At 73.3% G+C, this 22,311-nt stretch carries 20 protein-coding genes; 6 read left to right on the top strand and 14 right to left on the bottom strand.

Annotation, left to right across the window (positions count from 1 at the left end; genetic code table 11):
- Positions 1-167 precede the first annotated feature (167 nt).
- Positions 168-602 (bottom strand): VOC family protein, encoded by a 435-nt coding sequence (locus ABZ877_RS13495; protein WP_361069169.1) that lies wholly within the window; start codon positions 600-602, stop codon positions 168-170.
- A gap of 160 nt (positions 603-762) precedes the next feature.
- On the opposite strand from ABZ877_RS13495, the gene ABZ877_RS13490 reads away from it, so the two are divergent.
- On the top strand, positions 763-3,768 hold the full coding sequence (locus tag ABZ877_RS13490) for a bifunctional [glutamine synthetase] adenylyltransferase/[glutamine synthetase]-adenylyl-L-tyrosine phosphorylase (RefSeq protein WP_361069166.1): 3,006 nt from the start codon (positions 763-765) through the stop codon (positions 3,766-3,768).
- On the opposite strand, the gene ABZ877_RS13485 is transcribed toward ABZ877_RS13490, so the two are convergent.
- Together ABZ877_RS13485 and ABZ877_RS13480 are read right to left on the bottom strand one after the other, a co-directional pair.
- Positions 3,753-4,616 (bottom strand): phosphatase PAP2 family protein, encoded by an 864-nt coding sequence (locus ABZ877_RS13485; protein ID WP_361069163.1) that lies wholly within the window; start codon positions 4,614-4,616, stop codon positions 3,753-3,755. The genes ABZ877_RS13490 and ABZ877_RS13485 overlap by 16 nt on opposite strands.
- 74 nt (positions 4,617-4,690) lie before the next feature.
- Positions 4,691-5,725: a LacI family DNA-binding transcriptional regulator gene (locus tag ABZ877_RS13480; RefSeq protein ID WP_361069161.1), complete on the bottom strand. Its 1,035-nt coding sequence runs from the start codon at positions 5,723-5,725 to the stop codon at positions 4,691-4,693.
- Positions 5,726-5,929: 204 nt separating this feature from the next.
- Here ABZ877_RS13480 and ABZ877_RS13475 point away from each other — a divergent pair, with 204 nt between their 5' ends.
- Together ABZ877_RS13475 and ABZ877_RS13470 are read left to right on the top strand one after the other, a co-directional pair.
- Positions 5,930-7,555: a fused response regulator/phosphatase gene (locus ABZ877_RS13475; protein ID WP_361069158.1), complete on the top strand. Its 1,626-nt coding sequence runs from the start codon at positions 5,930-5,932 to the stop codon at positions 7,553-7,555.
- Positions 7,556-7,667: 112 nt separating this feature from the next.
- Positions 7,668-8,018 carry a 5-carboxymethyl-2-hydroxymuconate Delta-isomerase gene (locus ABZ877_RS13470; protein WP_361069155.1) on the top strand — a complete coding sequence of 117 codons (351 nt, stop codon included), beginning with the start codon at positions 7,668-7,670 and terminating at the stop codon, positions 8,016-8,018.
- On the opposite strand, the gene ABZ877_RS13465 is transcribed toward ABZ877_RS13470, so the two are convergent.
- From ABZ877_RS13465 to ABZ877_RS13450, 4 genes are all read right to left on the bottom strand, one after another.
- The gene (locus ABZ877_RS13465; RefSeq protein WP_361069152.1) at positions 8,004-8,744 is read right to left on the bottom strand and encodes a TetR/AcrR family transcriptional regulator; all 741 of its coding nucleotides are present in this window, start codon (positions 8,742-8,744) and stop codon (positions 8,004-8,006) included. The two genes, ABZ877_RS13470 and ABZ877_RS13465, sit on opposite strands and share 15 nt — an antisense overlap.
- A gap of 164 nt (positions 8,745-8,908) precedes the next feature.
- Entirely contained in the window at positions 8,909-10,834 is a 1,926-nt protein-coding gene (locus ABZ877_RS13460; RefSeq protein WP_361069149.1) for a hypothetical protein, read from the bottom strand.
- A gap of 59 nt (positions 10,835-10,893) precedes the next feature.
- Positions 10,894-11,412 carry a tetratricopeptide repeat protein gene (locus ABZ877_RS13455; RefSeq protein ID WP_361069147.1) on the bottom strand — a complete coding sequence of 173 codons (519 nt, stop codon included), beginning with the start codon at positions 11,410-11,412 and terminating at the stop codon, positions 10,894-10,896.
- A gap of 83 nt (positions 11,413-11,495) precedes the next feature.
- Entirely contained in the window at positions 11,496-14,603 is a 3,108-nt protein-coding gene (locus ABZ877_RS13450) for an alpha-N-acetylglucosaminidase (protein ID WP_361069144.1), read from the bottom strand.
- Between the two features lie 131 nt (positions 14,604-14,734).
- Here ABZ877_RS13450 and ABZ877_RS13445 point away from each other — a divergent pair, with 131 nt between their 5' ends.
- Complete coding sequence (locus ABZ877_RS13445; protein WP_361069141.1) at positions 14,735-15,133, top strand: hypothetical protein; 399 nt, start codon at positions 14,735-14,737, stop codon at positions 15,131-15,133.
- 39 nt (positions 15,134-15,172) lie between these two features.
- On the opposite strand, the gene ABZ877_RS13440 is transcribed toward ABZ877_RS13445, so the two are convergent.
- The 7 genes from ABZ877_RS13440 to ABZ877_RS13410 form a co-directional block, all read right to left on the bottom strand.
- Positions 15,173-16,663 carry a DUF1996 domain-containing protein gene (locus tag ABZ877_RS13440; protein WP_361069138.1) on the bottom strand — a complete coding sequence of 497 codons (1,491 nt, stop codon included), beginning with the start codon at positions 16,661-16,663 and terminating at the stop codon, positions 15,173-15,175.
- 32 nt (positions 16,664-16,695) lie between these two features.
- On the bottom strand, positions 16,696-17,370 hold the full coding sequence (locus ABZ877_RS13435) for a response regulator transcription factor (RefSeq protein ID WP_361069136.1): 675 nt from the start codon (positions 17,368-17,370) through the stop codon (positions 16,696-16,698).
- Complete coding sequence (locus tag ABZ877_RS13430; RefSeq protein WP_361069133.1) at positions 17,355-18,620, bottom strand: sensor domain-containing protein; 1,266 nt, start codon at positions 18,618-18,620, stop codon at positions 17,355-17,357. The genes ABZ877_RS13435 and ABZ877_RS13430 overlap by 16 nt, the downstream gene beginning before the upstream one ends.
- 98 nt (positions 18,621-18,718) lie before the next feature.
- Positions 18,719-19,306: a winged helix-turn-helix domain-containing protein gene (locus ABZ877_RS13425; protein ID WP_361069130.1), complete on the bottom strand. Its 588-nt coding sequence runs from the start codon at positions 19,304-19,306 to the stop codon at positions 18,719-18,721.
- 93 nt (positions 19,307-19,399) lie between these two features.
- Entirely contained in the window at positions 19,400-19,600 is a 201-nt protein-coding gene (locus ABZ877_RS13420) for a hypothetical protein (protein WP_361069490.1), read from the bottom strand.
- Between the two features lie 18 nt (positions 19,601-19,618).
- On the bottom strand, positions 19,619-20,650 hold the full coding sequence (gene glnII / locus ABZ877_RS13415; protein ID WP_361069127.1) for a glutamine synthetase: 1,032 nt from the start codon (positions 20,648-20,650) through the stop codon (positions 19,619-19,621).
- 148 nt (positions 20,651-20,798) lie between these two features.
- Entirely contained in the window at positions 20,799-21,161 is a 363-nt protein-coding gene (locus ABZ877_RS13410) for an arsenate reductase family protein (protein WP_361069124.1), read from the bottom strand.
- A 161-nt stretch (positions 21,162-21,322) separates the two neighbouring features.
- Here ABZ877_RS13410 and ABZ877_RS13405 point away from each other — a divergent pair, with 161 nt between their 5' ends.
- Complete coding sequence (locus ABZ877_RS13405) at positions 21,323-21,577, top strand: hypothetical protein (RefSeq protein ID WP_361069465.1); 255 nt, start codon at positions 21,323-21,325, stop codon at positions 21,575-21,577.
- Positions 21,578-21,710: 133 nt separating this feature from the next.
- Entirely contained in the window at positions 21,711-22,304 is a 594-nt protein-coding gene (locus tag ABZ877_RS13400; protein WP_361069121.1) for a chemotaxis protein CheB, read from the top strand.
- Positions 22,305-22,311 lie beyond the last annotated feature (7 nt).

Genomic DNA, 22,311 nt, shown 5'->3' with positions numbered 1-22,311 from the left:
ACGGATGAAGCCTCGGTGAACGGACGGCGCCACCACCCCGGCCCGTCACGCCCGCCGCCATGAGCCATCCCGGCCCCCGCCACGGGCCGTCACGCCCGCCGCCCCGGGCCGCCCCGGCCACCGCCCCGGGCCGTCACGCCCACCGCCACGCCCGCGCCGGCGCGGTCTCAGCGCTGTGACAGCGGTGCCGGTGCCTCCTGGACCGTCCACCCGTTGCCGTCGGGGTCGCTGAAGAACATGAACGTGTTCCACTCCTCGTCGCCGGGGCCCTCCGTCCAGCCCTCCGCGCCCGCGTGCTGGACCGGCGAGACGTCCACGCCGCGCGCCACCAGCTCCTCGCGCGCCGCCGCGATGTCCGTGACGCACACCTGGAGACCGGAGAGCGACCCCGGCGCCATGGCCGACTGGCCGGGAGCACCCGGCATCCCTTCCAGCAGCGAGATCGAGCAGCGTGATCCGGGCGGCGTCAGTTGCACCACGCGGATGCCGGGCGCGACCTGCTGGTCCACGTCGACCTTGAAGCCCACCTTGTCGGCGTAGAACTCCTTGGCCCGGTCCACGTCCGACACCGGCACGACGACCACTTCCAGCGTCCACTCCATGTCCTGCTGTCCTTCCGATGAGGCGACGTTCAGGCGATCATGCGTACGTGGGGCGGCTCCGCCTCCCCATCATGACGACTCCGCGCGCGCCCACAACTCATCGGTCAGGCACCGACCGCAGTACCCTCTTGACCAGCGTGTGATCGAACAGGAGGCCGGGATGTCGGTGCCGCAGGGGCGCAGGAGCAGTACCTTCACGCGGCTGCTGCGGCACGGGTTCACCGATCCGTCCGGCGCCGAGCGGCTGCTCGACACGCCCGCCCTGTCCGGGGTGCGCTCCGACCCGCTGCTCCTGGACGCGCTCGGCGCCACCGCCGACCCCGACCTGGCCCTGCTCGGCCTGGTCAGGCTCGTCGAGGCGCAGGAGCGGGCGGACGGCGACGCGGGCCGCCGCGAACTGCTCGACACGCTCGTCACCGCCAAGCCGCTGCGCGACCGCCTCCTCGGCGTCCTCGGCGCCTCCGAGGCCCTCGCCGACCATCTGGCCCGGCACCCGGCCGACTGGCGGGCCCTCGTCACGTACGAGCACAGCGATCTGCACCCGGGCATCGAGGAGTTCGAGCGCGGCCTCGCGGGCGCCGACGACCCCGACGCGCTGCGCGCCGCCTACCGGCGCTCCCTGCTCTCCATCGCCGCCCGCGACGTGTGCGGCACGACCGACGTGGCGCAGACCGCCGCCGAACTCGCCGACCTCGCGACCGCGACCCTGCGCGCCGCCCTCGCCATCGCCAGCGCGGCGGCGCCCACCGACGCCGCGCTGTGCCGCCTCGCCGTGATCGCGATGGGCAAGTGCGGCGGCCACGAGCTGAACTACGTCTCCGACGTCGACGTCATCTTCGTCGGCGAGGCAGTCGAGGGCGAGGACGAGGGAAAGGCGGTCCAGGCCGCGACCCGGCTCGCCTCGCACATGATGCGGATCTGCTCCGACACCACCGTCGAGGGCACGATCTGGCCGGTCGACGCGAACCTGCGCCCCGAGGGCCGCAACGGCCCGCTGGTGCGCACCCTCTCCTCCCACGTCGCCTACTACCAGCGCTGGGCCAAGACCTGGGAGTTCCAGGCGCTCCTCAAGGCCCGGCCCGTCGCGGGCGACGCCGAACTCGGCGCCGCCTACATCGAGGCCGTCTCCCCGATGGTGTGGCAGGCCGCCGAGCGCGAGAACTTCGTGGCCGACGTGCAGAAGATGCGCAAGCGCGTCATCGCGGGCATCCCGGCGGGCGAGGTCGACCGCGAGCTGAAGCTCGGCCCCGGCGGACTGCGTGATGTCGAGTTCGCCGTCCAGTTGCTTCAATTGGTGCATGGGCGCTCGGACACGTCACTGCGCAGCGGCACGACCCTCGACGCGCTGGCGGCCCTCGCCGAGCGCGGCTACGTCGGCCGGGTCGACGCCGTCCAGCTCGACGACGCGTACCGCTTCCTGCGTACGCTCGAACACCGCATCCAGCTCTACAAGCTGCGCCGCACCCACCTCGTCCCCGAGGACGACGCCGACCTGCGCCGCATCGGCCGCTCGATGGGCATGCGCACCGAACCGCTCACCGATCTCAGCCGCGCCTGGAAGCGGCACACCTCCGTCGTGCGCCGCCTGCACGAGAAGCTGTTCTACCGGCCGCTCCTCGACGCCGTCGCCCAACTCGCGCCCGGCGAGACCCGCTTGAGCACGGAGGCCGCCCGCGAGCGGCTCGTCGCCCTCGGCTACGCCGACCCCACCTCGGCCCTGCGCCACCTGGAGGCGCTCGCCTCCGGCGTCTCCCGCAAGTCGGCGATCCAGCGGACGCTGCTGCCCGTGCTGCTCGGCTGGTTCGCCGACTCCGCCGACCCGGACGCGGGCCTCCTCGGCTTCCGCAAGGTCTCCGACGCCCTCGGCAAGACCCCCTGGTACCTGCGGCTGCTGCGCGACGAGGGCGCCGCCGCCGAGAACCTCGCCCGCGTCCTGTCCGCCGGACGCCTCGCCCCCGACCTCCTCATGCGCGCCCCCGAGGCCGTCGCCCTGCTCGGCGATCCGCACGGCCTCGACCCGCGCCCGGCCGCCCAGCTCGAACAGGAGGTGCTCGCCGCGGTCGGCCGCGCCGACGGCGTCGAGCAGGCCGTCGCCGCCGCCCGCGGGGTCCGCCGCCGCGAACTGTTCCGCACCACCGCCGCCGACCTCATCGCCTCCTACGGGACCGAGGAGAGCCCCGCCGTCGCCGACCAGGGCGCCCTCGTCGACCGGGTCGGCGCCGCCGTCTCCGACCTCACCGCGGCGACCCTCGCCGGCACCCTGCGGGCGGTCGTCAGGGACGGCTGGGGCGATCAGCTCCCTGCCCGCTTCGCCGTGATCGCCATGGGCCGCTTCGGCGGCCACGAGCTGGGCTACGGCTCCGACGCCGACGTCCTCTTCGTGTACGAGCCCCGCGAGGGCGCCGACGAGCAGGAGGCGGCCCGGGCCGCGAACAAGGTCGTCGGCGAGATGCGCCGCCTGCTCGCCCTGCCCAGCGCCGACCCGCCGCTCCTCATCGACACGGACCTGCGCCCCGAGGGCAAGACAGGTCCCCTCGTGCGCACCCTCAAGTCGTACGAGGCGTACTACCGCCGCTGGTCACTGGTGTGGGAGGCACAGGCGCTGCTGCGCGCCCAGCACGTCGCGGGCGACGCCGACCTCGGCGCCGCCTTCATCGAGCTGATCGACCCGCTGCGCTACCCCGCCGAGGGGCTCGGCGACGACGCCGTGCGCGAGATCCGCCGCCTCAAGGCCCGCATGGAGTCCGAGCGGCTGCCCCGCGGCGCCGACCCCACCCTGCACACCAAGCTCGGCCGCGGCGGCCTGTCCGACGTGGAGTGGACGGTCCAGCTCCTCCAGCTCCAGCACGGCCACGCCCTGCCCGGCCTGCGCACCACCCGCACCCGCGAGGCGCTGGCCGCAGCCCGCGCGGCGGACCTCCTGCCCGAGCAGGACGCGGCGACGCTGGACGAGGCGTGGGTCCTCGCGTCCCGGGTGCGCAACGCGGTGATGCTGGTGCGCGGCCGGGCCGGCGACACCTTCCCCTCCGACGGGCGCGAGCTGGGCGCCGTGGGCCGCTACCTCGGCTACGACCCCGGCCACGTCGGGGACATGCTGGACGACTACCGCCGGATCACGCGGCGGGCACGGGCCGTGATGGAGGAGCGCTTCTACGGGGCGCCCTGAAGCTCCCCGCCGACCTGGCGCGGCAGGGCGTGGGGCAGCGCCCCGTACCAGAGCCGCGCCACGAGGAAGCCGAAGGCCAGGCAGATCATGCCGCCGACCGCGTCCAGCCAGAAGTGGTTCGCCGTCGACACGATGACGAGCAGGGTCAGCGCCGGGTAGAGCAGGCCGAGGACCCGGACCCAGGGCACGGAGGCGAGCGCGAAGATCGTCAGACCGCACCAGAGCGACCAGCCGATGTGCATCGACGGCATCGCCGCGTACTGGTTCGACATGTTCTTCAGGTTGCCGGAGGCCATCGACCCCCACGTCTCATGGACGGCGACCGTGTCGATGAAGTGCCCGCCGGTCATCAGGCGCGGCGGCGCCAGCGGATAGAAGTAGTAGCCGACCAGGGCGACGGCGGTGGTCGCGAAGAGGGCCAGGCGCACCGCCGCGTACCGGCCCGGGTGGTAGCGGAAAAGCCACACGAGGACACCGAGCGTGATGACGAAGTGCAGCGTCGCGTAGTAGTAGTTCATGCCGACGATCAGCCAAGTCACCGAGTCGACCGCGTGGTTGACGCTGCGCTCGAAGGCGATCCCGAGGTGCTGCTCGACGGACCAGATCCAGTCCGCGTTCCGCAGGGCCTGCGCCTTCTGCTCCGGGACGGCGTTGCGGATCAGCGAGTACGTCCAGTAACTGACCGCGATCAGAAGGATCTCGAACCAGAGCCGGGGACGCCGCGGCGTACGCAGGCGGTGCACGGCATCGAGGCGGCCACGACCGGTCCGCCCGCCGCGGTCCTCCGCGATGGGTGACGTGGTGGGGGCCTCGCGGCCTTCCAGTGTCGTCACCGTCGTTTCACCCATAGCAACAGAGTCTGCCAGATATCGGCCCTCGTCCGATCATCCCCCGGTCGGGTTCCCGTCGCATCCTCTACGCCCTAGGGACGAGGGCGGACCCCAGGGGACGACGCGGTCGACCCCCGGACCACCAGTTCCGGCATGAACACGAACTCACTGTGCGGCGCGGGCGTACCACCGACCTCCTCCAGGAGCGTGTTGACGGCCGCCTGACCCATCGCGTGCACGGGCTTGCGGATCGTGGTCAGCGGCGGGTCCGTGAAGGCGATCAGCGGCGAGTCGTCGAACCCCACCACCGACACGTCCGTCGGAACCTCCAGGCCCCGCTCCCGCACCGACCGGACGGCACCCAGTGCCATCATGTCGCTCGCGCAGATGATCCCCGTGCACCCGCGGTCGAGCAGCGCCGCCGTCGCGGCCTGACCGCCCTCCAGCGTGTACAGCGAGTGCTGCACGAGATCGCGCTCCACCTCCTCGGGCGCGAGGGCGAGCAGCTCCTTCATCGTGCGGACGAACCCCTCGATCTTCCGCTGCACGGGCACGAACCGGCGCGGTCCCACCGCGAGCCCGATCCGGGTGTGACCGAGCGAGACCAGGTGCGTCACCGCGAGCCGCGCCGCCGCCCGGTCGTCGGGGGAGATGAACGGGGCCGCGACCGCCGGGGAGAAGCCGTCCACGAGGACGAACGGGACACCCTGCCCGCGCAGCCGCTCGTAGCGCCGGGTGTCGGCCGTGGTGTCGGCGTGCAGCCCGGACACGTAGATGATGCCGCTGACCCCCCGGTCCACCAGCATCTCCGTCAGCTCGTCCTCCGTGGAGCCGCCGGGCGTCTGCGTCGCCAGGACCGGGGTGAAGCCCTGCCCGGTCAGCGCCTGGACGATGACCTGCGCGAGCGCCGGGAAGATCGGGTTCTCCAGCTCGGGCGTGATCAGGCCGACCAGGCCCGCGCTGTGCCGGCGCAGCCGCACCGGCCGCTCGTAGCCGAGCACGTCGAGCGCGGCCAGGACGGACTGGCGGGTGGCCGAGGCGACCCCGGGCTTGCCGTTGAGCACGCGGCTGACGGTCGCTTCACTGACCCCCGCTTGAGCTGCTATGTCGGCAAGACGTGCGGTCACGGGACGGGACCTTACCGGTCACATGCCGTATTGCACACCGAGCGGGCCCCGCGGAGGAAGTGCCCTGCCGTGACACGGGGTTGGCAGGGGGACACCCGGAACGGTGAAGCTGCGCCTTCCCGAGGCCCGCCGGGGGTGCCCGGCGCTACCTTGGTGCGGTGGGCCGCAGGGGGCCCGCCCGCTCCGCCCCGAGGGGGCCGCCTCGTGAACAGCACCGTCCAGCAGTACAGGACCGACAGCGCCAGCACGGTCCTGGTCGTCGACGACACCGCCGCGAGCCGCTACGCCATGGGCGCGGTCCTCACCCGCGCCGGGCACGTCGTCGTCCCCGTCGCCTCCGCGGGCGAGGCCCTCGTCGAACTGGACACCCGGCTGCGCGCCGGATCCCTGCCCGACGTGGCCCTGGTCGACGTGGGCCTGCCCGACCTCAGCGGCTACGAGCTGTGCCGCCGCGTCAAGGCGCTGCCCATGCTCGCGGGCATCCCCGTCGTGCACTTCTCCGCCCGCCCCTCCGGGCCCGGCGACCGCTGCCGGGCGCTCGACGCGGGCGGCGAGGCGTATCTGACGGTCCCCGCCGAACCCGAGGAGATCCGCGCCGTCGTCCGCGCCGCCCTGCGCGGCGCCCGCGAACTCACCGACGCGCAAGGCCAGTTCGACCGGCTCGCGCTGCTCTCCGAGGCCGTCGTCGACGTGCAGGGCGCGCGCTGCCTCGTCGAGCTGGCCACCACCACGGCGGAGGCGGCGGCCCGGCTCACCCGGCAGAGCGCCGCCGTCTTCGTCCTCGGCGACGACAGGGACGTGCACGCCGGGCTCTCCCGGCGCGGCGGCACCGCCCCGGCCCCCGACGCCGTCGCGCGCGAGCGGGCCGCCGCGCTCGCCCGGCGCGTGGAGTGCGCCCCCGGCGGCGTGCGGAGCATGATCGTGCCCCGGTCCGTGTGGCCGGACGCCTACTTCGGGCCCCGCGACGTCCAGCTCGTCCTCGCCCGCACCCGCGCCGGGCACCTCCCCGTCTGCCTGGCGATGCCCGTCGCGCCCGACCCCGGCGGGCGGGTCGGGCCGCTCGTCGCACAGCTCGCCCGCGCCTCCGCGCTCGCCGCCGAACCCCTCCTCATGTACGAGCAGGAACGGCACGTCGCCCTCACGCTCCAGCGCAGCTTCCTGCCCGCCCAGTTGCCGCCGCTGCCCGGTGTCGACGTCGCCTTCCGCTACGTACCCGCGTCGCAGCAGACGGAGATAGGGGGTGACTTCTACGCGGCGCTGCCCACCCCCGCCGGCACGCTCGTCGCCATCGGGGACGTCGTCGGGCACTCCCTCGACGCGGCCACCGTCATGGTCGAGATCCGGCACGCCCTGCGCGCGTACAGCATCGAGGACCCCGACCCGGCCCGGCTCCTGACCCGCCTCGACCGGATGTTCCAGCACTACCACCCCGAGAGCTCGGCCACGGTCTGCCTCGCCCTCGTCGACCCGGCGACCGGCCGCACCCTCATCGCCAACGCGGGGCACATCCCGCCCCTGCGCGTGCCCGACGACGGCCCGGCGCACTACGCCGAGGCGGCCGGACCGATGCTCGGGCTCGGCCTGCCGCACCCCGCGCCCACCGTCATCGACCTCGCGCCCGGTGAGCGGCTCCTCATGGTCACCGACGGGCTGATCGAGACCCGCGGCACCGACCTCTCCGTCTCCATGGACCAGCTCAGCGCCGCCGCGAGCGCCGCGCCCGCAGCGCCCGACGCGCTGTGCGACACCCTGCTGTCCTGCTTCGGCGCCGACCGCGCCGACGACATCGCCCTGCTCGCCCTGCGGCTCAGCCCCGTGGTCCCGCCCTGAGGGCCACCGCGTCCGCCAGGCGGAACGAGAGTTGTGCGCGCACGCCGATCACCGTAAGGGTGGCCGGTGGCAGCGGACGCCGCAGCCCTCGCCCACGGAACACGGAGCAGCCATGCCCAACATCACCGTCGACCACTCCGCCGCGCTCGACGGCCGCCTCGACAGGCCCGCGCTCGCGGGCGCCGTCCACCAGGCCTGCGTCGACCTCGTCGGGGCCCGCGTCCCCGCCTGCAAGACGCGGTTCCGCAGCGCCGAGGAGACGGTCGTCGGCGACGGCACCGAGGAGGCGCACGTCGTCCACGTGGAGATCGCCCTGCTCGCCGGACGCACCGAGGAGGCGAAGCAGGCCCTCACGGAGTCGGTCCTGACGCTGCTCCCCACCCACATCAAGGACCCCGAAGGCGTTCACCTCTCGGTGGAGGTACGCGACTTGGCACCGGCCTACAAGTCAGCCCTCGGCTGACCCCGCGATCCCAGCCAGCGCACCGAGCCGCCTGAGCGGTTCCGTGAACGGGCCGTCGATGGGTTCGTTCCTGAGGATGGTGTGGAGGAGGGTGGCCGTCTTCGGGTCGTTCGCCGCGCTCACCGCTGCCAGCGCGGCGAAGTCGTTCACCAGTTGGAGCTGGAGCTCCTCGCGGGGGACGCGGCGGCCGTCCAGCCAGAGCAGGGCCGTCGACTCGGCCAGCGAGATCCAGGAGCGGATCACCAGCTCCAGGCGGGGGGACGGCTCGGCGACGTCCAGGTGCGCGAGGATCTGGTCGTACGCGGCCTGGCGGACGGAGTCGATGAGGGCGTTCGTCGCCGACGCCGTGCCCAGGGCGCAGGAGCCGCCCGCGGAGACCGCCGGGCCGCCGCGCATCAGCGCCGAGAAGCCGGGGCCGTGCTCGTCCACGAAGTCGAAGAACCGGCCCATCACACGCAGCAGCCGTGCGCCGAGCGGCCCTTCGCGGGGCTCGTCGAACCGCTGCGCGAGATCCTCGGCGGCCCGCTTCAACGCGGCCTCGTACAGGCTGAGTTTGCCGGGGAAGTAGTGGTAGACGAGCGGCCGGGAGATGCCGGCCGCGGAGGCTATTTCGTCGATGGAGACCTCGTCCGGCGAACGGTGGCTGAACAGTTCGAGGGCGACCCCGATCAACTGCCGCCGCCGCTCCTCGACACCCATCCTGCGCCGCCGCACCCCGGTCGTCATACGAACACTCTACCGAGCGGAAACGCCCCGCTCAGTTGCCCATTGGCCGCCCGGCCCAGACGTTCCGGGCCGACCACCGCACCCCCACCGCACCCCCACCGCGCCCTCAAGCCCCGCCTGTGTACGAGAGGCAGCGGGGGCCGGGGCGGAGCCCCGGGGCTGGACTACCGCAGCGGCGCCACTTGAACCCCGCCGTCGGTGACCCCGGCAAGAGTCACGTCCGCGCCCCGCGCAACGCGCACCGCAAGCACATGCCCCGCCTCGCTGACCCCCGCCGCGCTCAGGGACTTCACTTCGTTACTGCCCGCCGCCACCAGGTACCAGTGGCCGCCCCGCGACTTCCAGCGCACCCCGGCCACCACCGCCTGGTCCCGCTCCCCGCACGCGGCCGACGTCTGGGACTTGGCCGCGACGACCGCCGAACCGGCCCCCGGCGGGCGGAACAGGGCGAGGGTGCGCGGGCCGCCGCCCCGCCAGGTCTCGGCCCGGGTGCACACCCACTCGGCCCGCCCGTTCCCCTCGGGCAGCCTCTGCTCCGCGTACGCCCACGCGTTGACGGAGCGGACGCCGTGCGAGCGGGCGGCGGCGAGGGAGCAGGCCGTGGCGGCCCAGTCGGCGGGCCGGGCCTCGCGCGGCGCGTCCGGCGCCCCGGCCGTGAGGTGCGCGGGCACGAGTTCGCCGAGGTCGGTGGCGTACCGGGTGGCGTCGGCGGAGGTGAGCGCGAGCGCGTTCCAGCCGGTGCAGGGCTGCCCGGCCGGGGCGAGCGCGGGGCTCGGGAACGGCGCCGTCACGCCGTCCTTCGTACGGGCCAGGGGGCGCGCCGCGTCCGACGGCCTCAGCAGGTCGCGGACGGCGGCGCCGGTCACCCAGGGCGCCGTCAGATACCGCACGTTGCCGTCGGACCGGTCGACGACGACGGCGCCGGACTGGGCGGCGCTCGCCCCGTCGACGCGGGCGAAGTCGAGCGCGGCGCCGCTCGTGCCCTCGGCGGGTTCGGCGTAGCGGACGATGCGCAGGCCGTCGTAGAGGAGCACGACGCGGGCCTGGTCCAGCTCGCCCGCGTAGAGGAGTTGGGCGGGTCCGGGCGGGGCGCCGGCCGGGGTGCCGGGCGTCGCGGAGACCTGGACGCTCTCGCCGGGCCGCGCCCACACCGCGAGGGCGCGGCGCAGGAGCGCCTTGTCATCGGTGAGGGAGCCGCGCGCGGGCCACACGGAGAAGTCGGTGCGGGCCGACGACCGCCATGTCGCCGGGTCGACCCGGGTCAGCTTCGCGGGATCGAGCGCGGCCTGCCCCGCCGGGTTCCGCGCGTACGGGGGCGCCGCCGCGCCGTCCGGGCCCCAGCCCTCGCCGGGCAGGCCGAGGAGGGCGCCGCAGACCAGGAGCGCGGCGGCCCCCGCGACCGCCGCCTTGGCGTGCTGGCGGCGGCGCATGAGGTCGGTGGGGCGCGCGTGCAGGGAGCACGGGTCGAACTCGGGGGAGGAGAGCAGCGCGTACTGCGGCTCGACCCCGTCGGCCTCGTACAGCGCGGCGGTGGTCTCCTGGGGCGTGCAGCCCGCCGCGGTGAGGACGGTGCGCACGGCGGCGTCGTCGAGGTGTTCGAGGCCGCGCAGGACGTACACGGCGCGGGCCGGGCCGCTGAGCGCGGAGAGCCGCTGGTCGAGGGCGAGTTCGTCGGCGCCGCCGGACTTCGGGAAGAGCCGCAGGCCACGCACCCGGGGCAGCAGCGGCGGGAACTGGGACCGCTTGGGCCAGGCCGCGCGGAGCAGCGGACGCCCCGCTTCGAGCGCGCTGCGCAGCACCTTGAGGCGGACGTAGGCGTAGCCCGGGTCGGCGCCGCGCGGCGCGCTGCCGCGCTGGGCGGGCAGGGCCGGGGGCGCGGTGGCGGTGCGGCCGCGGGGGAGGGCCCGCTGGGTGACGGAGTGGGCGGTGAGCACGCGGCGGTTGCGGCCGAGGCTCGGCGGGAGCACCAGATAGGCGAGGCGGACAAGGCGCGGGTAGTGCTCGACCAGGGCCGCCTCGGCCTGCTCCACGTCGATGACGTCGGGCGTGCCGGGGGTGCCGGAGGGCCGTGCGGGACTGGGTTGCTCCACCTGTGGCTGCACGTTCAGCAGAACGAGCGAATCGTGGGATGGTCACCCGGCCCCGCTGCTCACTCCGATCGGACCAGTTCCCGCGCGTAGTTGGCCATCGACCGCTGATAGCGCGGCAGATGCGGGGCCAGCGCCCCGAGCACGAGGGACAGGCCCTCGCGGTCGCGGCCGAGCGAGGAAAGGCACAGCGCGAGCGTGGCCCGTACGGCATCGTCCAGCTCGTCGCTCGGAGCGGTCAGCTCCGGTTCGAGGAGCGCGACACCCTCCTCCGCGCGCCCCGTGTTCCGCAGGGAACTGGCCAGTTGGATCTTCGTGCGGCGCGCACGGTACCCGGAGAGACCGCGCCGCAGTGCCTCCTGGTACAGCGGCACCGCCTTGTCGGAGTGGCCCGTCGAGTCGAAGGCGCAGGCCCGCTCGAAGGGGCCCACCGGGCTGTCGGCGGGCAGCTCCGCCACGAGGCCGTCGATGAGCGCGCGGAACTCGTCGGCGCGCTCCTCGCCGTACTCGTCGAAGGCGGCCCACGCGGCGGCGATCCGCTCTTCCCAGACACTGTTCTCGGTGCCCATAGGGGTGCTCATAGGGGTGCTCATCGGGCCACACTCGGAGATCGGCCGGTGCGCGTCAACCGTTTTCCGAGTGCGGCCCGGCTCCTTGCGCGGACCTACGTGAGCTGCCACCCGCTGAACTCGACGGTGCCGCGCGCCCCGTTCCCGCCGTTCGTCGCGGTCATGAACTGGCCCACGTCCTGTGTCGCCGCCGCCCCCGGCACGGGCACGGTCGCCACGGTCCGCCAGGTGGTCCCGCCGTCCGTGGAACAGGCGCCGGTGTACGAGCCGCCGGTGCGGGTGAGGCGGAGGAGCACCGGGGCCTTGACCCCGGTGATCCGCTGGTAGGTGTCGAGCGTGCCGTCCCCGTTGGTGTCGTAGGAGAGGACCACGCCGTTCGAGGGCGTCACGGCCAGGTTGAGGAACCCCGGCGAACCTGCGGTGGCGAGGGAGTTGCGCACGATGATGCCCGCGCGCGCCCACGCGCCCGTGACGGCCTGCGAGTCCACCCGCAGGACGACGGACGTGCCGTCCTGGAAGGCGCCCTCGCGGTAGATGGTGCCGAACTGCGTGGTGCCCTTCCACAGGTCGTTGCCCGCGCCGTTGATGGCGAACCGGTCGCCGAGCTGGCCGAAGATCGCCTCGTTGTTGGTGTACGTCTTCCAGCCCGCGTCGAGGGGCCCCGCTTCGAACAGCGTTCCCTTGTACGAGGTGGTGACCCGGTCCTCGCCCTGCGGCCCGTACGTGACGTCGAGCGTGTACGGCAGCGGGCGCAGCGGCTTGTCGAGCGGGGTGCCCGGGGCGCTGGCCTGCCAGGAGACGGTGCCCTGGCCCGCCGGGGGCACGCTGCGCAGCGACGTGCCGTCCTCGGGCGTCGCGTCGATGCCCTTCAGCGCGAAGTCGACGCGGCCCGTCGCGCGCAGGCCGTTGACATTGCGGAAGGTGGCCGCCACGCGCGCGTGGCCGCCCGGCGGGAAGGCGGGCGGCTCGGCCGTCACCGTCAGGGAGCCCTGGTAGGGGGCGCGGGAGAGCACGTCGTACACGCGCGAGGCCGTGCGGTAGGCGTCCCCGTACGGGCGCAGCGGGTAGTCCTTGCGCTCGCGGGTCCACGGCTCCTCGAAGGCGAACCAGTCGACCTTGGCGGGCTCACGGCCCGCCGCAAGAGCGTCCTGGAGCTCGTCGAGCCACTTCTGCCAGCGCGGCAGGTAGAAGTCGGCCATCAGGCCGTGCCACTCGCGGTTGCCGTACTCGTGCAGGTTGCCCGGGTCGGAGGTGGCCCGGTCGCCCCACACGGTGATGAGGACCTTGGCGCACCGCTCGAACTCGGCGCGCTCGGCGTCGTTCGTCGCCATGTTCCGCGCGTCCTGGATCCACGGCCCGAGCAGGAAGGCGCTGTGCGTCCCCGTCACGTCGTCGGACAGCCGCATCAGCTTCAGCCACAGGGTGGCGAGGTCCTTGAAGCGCGGCAGGTCCTTGTCGGCGTACGCGGCCTTGAGCTGGGGCAGGTACTGGCGGCTGCGGTGCGCGAGCGCCTGCCGGGCGACGTCGACGAGGTCGTACTTGTACGCCTGGCTGCCGCGCAGGCTCCCGGCCACGCCGAGCAGCCCGGTGAACGCGGCGTCGAAGCGCGCCGGGTCGTACGTCAGCGCACGCGGCGCGTAGTAGGCCGCGCGGTCGGCGGAGAGGTCGGGGCGCGCGGCGAACAGCGAGTCGTGCGGGTCGGAGCGCTCCACGGCCTGCTGCTGGTACGCGGTCTCCTCCATGGCCCGCCAGGCGGCGCGGGCGTCCTTGTCGCGGCGCCCGTAGCGGAAGTCGGCGTACCCGTCGAACCACTCGGCACGGTCGATCTTCCGCTCGGTCCAGGCCAGTTCGGACCACAGCTCGAACGCGGCCGGGTCGCGGTCGGTGCCCTCGGGCATGTACGCGGTGCCGGCCAGGGCGCTGTTCGGCTTGTCGCGCCAGGCGAAGAACTTGTCCATCCAGATGTGCGCGCGGGCGCCGATCGTCGTCCGGCCGCCGAAGTTGGGGATGGTGCCGAACGCGTACGGGGTGCCGCCCCAGTCCTTCTCACGGTCGGTGACGGAGGTGAACCGGTCCGAGACGCCGTCGACGATCAGCATCTTCTTCTTGTCGATGGCGTCGAGGAGCGCGGGCAGCGGGTTCGCCTCCCAGCCGAGGATGACCCAGGTGGCGCCCGGCCGGTTCTTCTGGAGCGCGGTCTCCACGCCGCGCGCCGCGTCCGCGACGGGCACGTCACCGGGGGTGCCGCCCTCGTGGAGCAGGTCCATCTTGAACGCGTCCAGCTCACCGAAGAGATCCCGCTGATGCCCGTAGAAGGCCTCGGCGACCTGCGCGAACGACGTCGTACGGGGGTCGAGCCAGTCGGGGCGGTCGAAGCCGTGCCAGGTGCCCTGCGGCACCACGTGCGCGTCACCGCCGTTGCGCTCCACGAACCCCTTCGGCACATGCCCGTAGTAGCCCGGCATGACGGGCCTCATCCCCAGCTCGCGCAGCCGGTCGGTGATCTTCCTGCCCAGCTCGGCGCGGTCGGCGATGAGCTCGGGGGAGAGCGGACCGCCGTACCCGTAGAGGTTCTGGAGCAGCCACCACGGCTGGTGGGAGGGGGCCGGGAGCCAGGCGCGGGACTCCTCGTCGCTGTAGCCGAAGTCCTTCAGGAGCCGGTGGTAGACGGCCTCCATGCCCGCGATGACGAGCACCTCGTTGCAGCCGTGCAGCGCGAGCACGTCGATCATGCGCTCCCAGTACGGCCAGCCCGCGAACGGCGCCGTGTAGCCGTCGTTGGTGTCGTTCAGCGCGAACCGGTGCGGCAGCGGCGTGGACCGCTCCAGGGCGCGCGTGGGCGCCGGGAGGGTGCGCGGCAGGTCGAGCTGGTCGCCGTTCCACGCGATGTGCGCGTCGCACACGTACTTCAGATACCAGTGGACCCCGGCGAGCAGCGTCGCCGGGGTCGTTCCGTACACCTCGATCGCGCCCCGCTTGCCGGAGACCCGGAAGCGGTCCGCGCCGCCCTTGGGCGGGAGCAGTCTGAGTCTGAACTGGTCCGCGTGGTGCGGCAGTCGTCTGTTGAGCGCTGCGCGGGCCGCTGACGTATCAAGTGCGTGCGGTGCCGCCTGAGCGGCCGTCGGCACGCCCATCCCGAGGGCCGTGCCGAGCCCGATGGCGCCTGCCGTGCCGAGAACCGTGCGTCGCGTTGGCGCGGACATACGTGTGACCCCCCTGCGTCGCGGATGGTGCGGCGCACGGTAACCGGGGCGCATGCCCGTGCTCAACGGTGCGTACGGAGTCTGGCGGGATCGTGTCGATGAGCCGTGAGCGGCGGGGACAGGAGTACGGGATGAGGAAACTGCTGGTGGCAGGGGTTGTGGTGGCCGCGGTGGCGACCGGGTGCGGGGCGCACGAGGACGCGCCCGAGCACCCGCGGATCCCCCGAACGGCCAGCGGCTCACTGGAGCAGTTGGCGCGTACGGCGGGCTGCCGCCCCGACGTCCAGACCGACGCCGCCGAACTCCGCCAGGCCACCTGCGGGACGGGCGGGGAGCGGTACGTTCTCGCCACCTTCGCCTCCGACCGCGGCCAGGCCGAATGGCTGGACGCGGCCGACGACTACGGCGGCACCTACCTCGTCGGCCGCAAGTGGGTCGCGGTCGGCGCGGACCGTGTCGTGACACGGCTGCGCGGCCGGCTCGGCGGGACCGTGGAGCGGGCTGGGGAGGGCCACGCGGGTCACCACTGAGACGGCCGCGCAGCGGCCCGTGGGGGGGATCAGGGGTGGTCAGGTGCAGCGGTCGCCGCGGTTGATGCAGTTCGCCACGCGCCGCATCAGCTTGTCGTCGAAGACGTTGATGAAGTCACCGTGGTCGGTGACCGGCTTGTGCAACTGCTCGGGGAACGAGTCGACCGCGAACCCGGGGCCCGGCGGCACGGCGTAGACGATGCGCTGCACCAACTGCGGGATCGCCTTGAAACCGCCGGGGCAGGCGCCGGTGCGCGGGTCCTCGAACGCGACGTGCGTACGGTGGTTGGCGCTGTCGGTGTTGGCCCCGTCCCAGCAGCTCTGGAACCGGAAGGTGCGTACGACCTTCGAGCCTTGCGGGCAGATCGGGTACTTGTCCTTCAACTGGCGGTTCTCGAAGCCGGTGCAGCTCCAGGACGCGTTGGCGTTCGCGTCACCGTTGGTGAAGGCCTTCGCGTCGCCGGTGATGATCCGCAGGAAGCGCGGCATCGGGACGACCTTGCTGGTCGGGTTCCCGTCGAACTTCAGCGTCACGGACGACGGGGTCTGGATCTCCCCGGTGTTCTGGTCCTTGCCGCCGCCGTCGGCGCCCGCGTCCGCCTCGTCCTTCCCGTTCTGCAGCCGTAGGACCGGCCAGTAGTAGGTCGACTTGTCGCCTTGGTTGCGGCAGCTCGTCTGCCCGGCGGCGAGGTCGTCGTCGCTGGAGAAGGCGTCCGTCGCCTGGTTCCCCACGTAGTCGTGCATGTGGTGGGCGCCGTTGCTGACACCCGGCGCGACGATGACGTTGTCCGGGTTGAACTTGCCGTTCTCGTTGCGGCCGCAGGCGGTGGTGAAGGTGCCGCGGGAGGCGGCGCGCCGGTTGCGGGGTGTCACGACGTTGGGCTGGACGGACTTGATGTCGACGAAGTCGGCGGGGTCGGGGCCGTTGCCGGTGGCGCCGCCGTTCCCGCCATCGTTCCCGGGCGGTGCGGAGGGCTGTTGCGAGGGCTGCTGCGACGGGTTCTGCGAGGGTTGCGGCGAAGGCTGCTGTGGCCGGCCCCAGGAGCGCCCCGTGCAGGCCGCCATCCCGTCGAGCTGCCGCGGCGGCCGTCCGCCGTTGCGCCGGATGTCCTCCCCGATGCGGCCGAGGACGGCCCCGCGCTTGTCCTTCAGCGGGCCCAGGATGCTGTTCTGCACGAACCCGGGGTCCCGCGCGGCGGCGTCCCGGTTCGAGGCGAGCCGCTGGTATGCCTCGGTGATCTGGCTGTCCAGGGCGGCCAGCTCCCCGTCGACCTGGGCGCGGGCGCCGTCCGGGACGTCCGGCAGGGCGGTGCCGACGTCCGGGCAGTCGATGGTGGCGACCTGCCGCGCTTGCTGTTGCTGTGACTGTCGCTGCTGCGTTCCGCTGCCCGCGTCCTGCCCCTGTTCTTCCTGGGCCGACGCGTACACGTTGACCGCGACCAGCCCACCTCCGCCCAGGAGCAGTGCGGCCGACGCGACGGTCATCCGCGTCGCCAGCGAAGAGCGCCGTTTCCGTGAGGTGCGTCCCATGGGACTACGTACGCAACGGGAGGCGCCCGTGTTCAATCGGCGGCCCCTCCTTCTCGGCGGCCACCCCGGTCCAGGTAGGCCAGGACCGCGAGGACCCGCCGGTTGTCGTCGTCCGAGACCGGGAGGCCCAGCTTGGCGAAGATGTTGGAGGTGTGCTTGGCGATGGCCCGCTCGGTGACCACCAGCTGGGCCGCGATCGCCGCGTTCGAGCGGCCCTGCGCCATCAGCTCCAGGACCTCCAGTTCGCGCGGGGTGAGCCCGCCGAGCGGGGCGTCCGCCGCGCGCCGCGACAGGAGTTGCTGGATGACCTGCGGGTCCATCGCGGTGCCCCCGGCCGCCACGCGCCGGACCGCGTCGATGAACTGGTCCGCGTCGAAGACCCGGTCCTTCAGCAGATAGCCGACCCCGCCGGTGCCGTCGGCGAGGAGTTCACGTGCGTACAACTGCTCCACGTGCTGGGACAGGACCAGGACCGGCAGGCCCGGCCGTTCGCGGCGCGCGGCGAGGGCGCACTGCAGGCCCTCGTCGGTGTGCGAGGGCGGCAGGCGTACGTCGACGACGGCGACGTCCGGCCGCAACTCCGCGAGCGCCTTGGTGAGTTCGGGCCCGCTCTCCACGGCGGCGGCGATCTCGAAGTCGTACGCCTCCAGCATCCGCACCAGACCGTCCCGCAGCAGGAACAGGTCTTCGGCTAGGACAACTCGCAAGGGATCTCCATGGTCACCATGGTCGGACCGCCGGCCGGGGAGCTGACGGCGAGGACACCGTCGAATGTACCGATCCTGCGCTCGACGCCGTCCAGCCCGCCGCCGTCGGCGACCACCGCGCCGCCCCTGCCGTTGTCGGTGACGGCGATCCGCAGACGGCCGTCGGTGTGCGCGAGACCGACCCAGATCCGGTCGGCGCCCGCGTGCTTCACCGCGTTGGTGAGCACCTCGCTGACCGCGAAGTACGCGGCCGACTCGACCGGCGCCCCGGCCCGCCCCGCCAGCTCCACCTCGACCTCCGCCGGCACGGGGAGCCGCAGCGCCAGCGCCCGCACCGCGTCGCCGAGGCCGCGCTCGGCCAGCACCGGCGGATGGATGCCGCGCACCAGGTCCCGCAGCTCGGTCAGCGCCTCCGCCGACGACCTGCGGGCCTGCGCGAGCAGCTCCCTGGCCTTCGCCGGGTCCTTCTCCATCAGCGCCTCGACCGTGCCCAGGTCCATGCCGACCGCGACGAGGCGGGCCTGCGCCCCGTCGTGCAGATCGCGCTCGATGCGCCGCAGCTCGGCCGCGGAGGTGTCCACCGCGTCCCGCCGGGACGCGGTCAACGTCCGTACGCGCTCCTCCAGTTGCCCGGTGGCGGGCGCGAGCACGTACCGGGTGAGGAGGAAGTGCGCCCGCAACAGCGCGGGCGTCACGAACAGGCCGGTGGCGAGCAGCGCCGTCGCGAGCACCGCGGCGAGCAGGGCCGTGCCCTGGCCGCTGATCGGCACGAACCCGTACCACCAGCCGACGTGCGTGCCGTCGGTGAAGGCCCGCCACAGCCCGGCCGCGAGCGCGTACCCCTCCAGGGGGTAGAACGTCAGCGCGGCCGGGAGCAGCGCGGTGGCGAACCCGGCCGTCATGTCGACGAGCAGCCACCGCAGGTCACGCCAGGTCGCCGGGTCGGCGAGGAGCAGCCGGGTCCGCTCCGCCCGCCCGAGGAGCCCGCCACGCGGCCCGTCCGGCAGCGGCCGGTACGTGGCCGGGATCCGCACCCCGCACCATTCGGCGGCGACGGCCCGCCGCCAGTTCGCCCAGTGCCGTACGAGGCCGAGCACCCACGGGGTCGTCACGATGCCGAACCCGGTCACCGTCAGCGCCAGCGACAGGACCGACGCCAGGAACAGGGCGAGCGACCCGGCGAACCCGGCCACCGCGACCCCGAGCCCGCGCAGCCCCGCCACCACGGCGCTCCGCGCCCTCGCACCCATCGCCCGCTCCGTCCGTCCGGCACCCGTACGGCTCACAGTGTGGCCGGTCGGAGCGGTCCGGGGCAGTGGCGGCGGCACCCGTGGCGGGGTGGTGCTGCCTACACCCCGGGCACGTACTTGTAGCCGACCCGGCGCACCGTCTGGATCGTGTGCCGGTGCTCGGCGCCCAGCTTGCGGCGCAGGCGGGCGATGTGGACGTCGACGGTGCGGCCGTCGCCCACGTGCCCGTACCCCCACACGGTGGTGACGAGCTGGTCGCGGGTGTGCACCCGGTGCGGATGCGCGACGAGGTGCGCGAGCAGCTCGAACTCCAGGTAGGTGAGGTCGAGTTGGCGCCCGCGCACACTGGCGGTGCGCTGCGCGTCGTCGATCCCGATCAGCGGGTCGGCCAGGGCCGGGGCCTCCTCGGGCGCGTCCCCGTCGGCCGGGGCGGAGGGCACGGGCTGCGGCGGCTGCTTGTCGGCCGGGACGAGCACCAGGTAGCCGATCATCGGCGGGTGGCCCGGCAGGGTGGGCAGGGTGTGCGGAGGGGCGGGCAGCAGTGTGGCGCCCGGCGGCAGGTAGTCGGCGACGTCGACGGCGGGGACGAGGGCGGCGGGCGCCACCTCGTCCCGGTCGACGGCGCGCAGCCGGGTGCGGGGGCGGGCGGGGTGGGGAAGCGGGGAGAGCGGGCGGGCGTCAGCCATGAGTGGTCAACTCTTTCGCGCGGAGTCGTCGGTTCAGGACGTACGTCGTGCGCGCGGACCGAAGGCCGTGCAGCGGGTGGACCGGTGCCGGTTTTAGAGGGCCTGCGCGTTCGTCGCGCGGCAACACACCCGGTCGAAGTCGTGATGCTGGCGGGAGGGCCAGAACGGCTCGAGGTCGTGACGACGACCCCGCGCGGTGATGTCCTGGTGACTGGCCATGCCCTCATTGAAGCAGATGCGGTACGCGAAGAAGAGGGCGCCCGCGGACAACGCGGGCGCCCAAGGGGTCTTCATGGCCGAAAACGGACGGTCTCAGACCTGTCCGGCCTTCTCCAGGGCGGAGCAGCAGGTGTCGACGAGCAGCCGCGTGACGACGTACGGATCGACGTTGGCGTTCGGGCGGCGGTCCTCGATGTAGCCCTTGCCGTCCTTCTCCACCTGCCACGGGATCCGGACCGAGGCGCCCCGGTCGGAGACGCCGTACGAGTACGCGTTCCACGGGGCCGTCTCGTGCAGGCCGGTCAGCCGGTCGTCGATGCCGGCGCCGTAGTTCTTCACGTGGTCCATCGGCTTCGAGCCCTCGCCGAGCGCCTCGCAGGCGGTGATGATCGCCTCGTAGCCCTCGCGCATCGCCCGCGTCGAGAAGTTGGTGTGCGCGCCCGCGCCGTTCCAGTCGCCCTTGACCGGCTTCGGGTCGAGGGTGGCCGAGACCTTGAAGTCCTCGGCGGTGCGGTAGAGCAGCCAGCGCGCCACCCAGAGCTGGTCGGAGACCTCCAGCGGGGGGAGCGGGCCGACCTGGAACTCCCACTGGCCCGGCATGACCTCGGCGTTGATGCCGGAGATCGCGAGCCCCGCCGCGAGGCAGTGGTCCAGGTGCGCCTCGACGACGTCACGGCCGTGGATCTCGTCCGTGCCGACCCCGCAGTAGTAGCCGCCCTGCGCGGCGGGGAAGCCGCCGACGGGGAAGCCGAGCGGGCGGTCGCCCTCGAAGAACGTGTACTCCTGCTCGATGCCGAAGACCGGCTCCTGCGCGCCGAACCGGGCCTCCGTCTCGACGAGCGCGGCCCGGGTGTTCGACGCGTGCGGCGTCATGTCGATGTCGAGGACCTCGCACAGGACGAGGACGCTGTCGCCGCCGCGGATCGGGTCCGGGTACACGGCGACCGGCTTGAGCACGCGGTCCGAGGCGTGGCCCTCGGCCTGCATGGTGGACGACCCGTCGAACCCCCAGACGGGCAGGGACTCAAGGCCGTCCGGGGAGCCCGCGACGATCTTCGTCTTCGAACGCAGCTTGGCCGTCGGCTCGGTGCCGTCGATCCAGATGTACTCAGCCTTGAACGTCACGGGGCCACTTCCTCGCCTACGGGTCACCATCTGCCGCGCAGCCTGCCAACGACCGATTTCCCGGCCATTGCCCGAGCGTGAATCCCGTGTTACCGGGATGCGCCCCGGGACGCCGCTTCCCGGGGCGGCGGCCGGCCGGGTCGCGGGCTCAGCCGCGGCCGAGTGCGTCCCGTACCGCCTCTTCGCTGCGGCCCACCACGGCCGTGCCGTCGTCGGCCGTGATGATCGGGCGTTGGATCAGCTTCGGGTGGGCGGCCAGCGCCTCGATCCAGCGCTCACGGGTCTCCGCGTCGCGCGCCCACGAGGCGAGCCCCAGTTCCTTCGCGGCCGCCTCCTGGGTGCGGGTGATGTCCCACGGCTCCAGACCGAGCCGGCCGAGCACCGCGCGGATCTCGTCCGGGGACGGCACGTCCTCCAGATAGCGGCGCACCGTGTACTCGGCGCCTTCCGCGTCGAGCAGGGTGAGCGCGCTGCGGCATTTCGAGCAGGCCGGGTTGATCCAGATCTCCATGGGGCCCACGGTACGCGAGGCGCCTCCCGTGACCCCCTCAAATAGCCGCTGGCCAGCGGCTTTTGTCAGTGGGCGGCAGTAGAATAGAAGCACTGTTCGAGAGCTTTCGGGGGCTTTCGAGTTCGCGACAGGAGGATGTGCCTGTGCCCGCTGCCGCACCGATGCTGCTGGACCTGCCGTACGCGCCACTCGCCAAGAAGCCGCTCCCCGCGGGACGGCCCCGCGACTGGTACATCACCCACAACCGTCGCCTCAAGGCCATGCGCCTGGCGATAGCCCTGCTCGACTCGGGCGTCTACCTGCCGAACCAGGCCCACAACAAGAAGATCCGCGCCACGGCCGAGCTCATCGGTATCCATCCGCCGTCGGACACGACGTGCCACATGGTGCGGGCGCTGATGCGCTACTGCCGCTGACCTGAGGCGTGGAGGAGGGGCCGGACCACGCGTCCGGCCCCTTCCGCACGCACGCGCCCGGGCGGAGCCCCCGCACGCCGTGGCCGGGAACCACACCCTGCGCCCCCCGCCCCGGAGGACTAGGCTCGCGGAGGTGCCGCCTCCTTCGCCCGACACCTTCGCCGTCGTCGCCGTCGCCGCCTCCGCGGGCGGCATCCACGGCCTCGCCACCCTGCTCGGCGGGCTCGGCGCCGAACTGCCCGTGCCCGTGCTCGTCGTGCAGCACCTCGACCCCCGCCACCGCACCGTCCTCGCCGAGATCCTGGGCCGCCGCACCGGCCTCACCGTCAAACTCGCCGAGCAGGACGAGACGGCCCGCCCCGGCACCGCCTACATCGCGCCGCCCGACCGGCACCTCCTCGTGGGCCCCGACGGCACGCTCACCCTCACCCGTACGGAACTCGTGCACTTCCTGCGGCCCTCCGCCGACCTCCTCTTCGAGTCCGTGGCCGGGGCGTACGGGCCGCGCGCCGTCGCCGTCGTGCTCACCGGCACCGGCAACGACGGCGCGATGGGTGTCGACGCCGTGAAGAGCCGGGGCGGTACCGTGATCGCGCAGGATCCGCAGAGCGCGGAGTTCCGAGGCATGCCGGAGGCCGCCGTGGGTACAGGGGCGGTGGACTTCGTGCTACCTCTGGAGGAAATCCCCACGGTCGTCCGTGGGCTTGTCGAGGTCAAGAGGCAGTAGGTACGCG

This window comes from Streptomyces sp. NPDC046939 (genome assembly GCF_040644575.1).
Taxonomy (GTDB): domain Bacteria; phylum Actinomycetota; class Actinomycetes; order Streptomycetales; family Streptomycetaceae; genus Streptomyces.
Note: the sequence above shows the minus strand (reverse complement) of the source record. Positions and strands in the feature narration are given on the sequence as shown.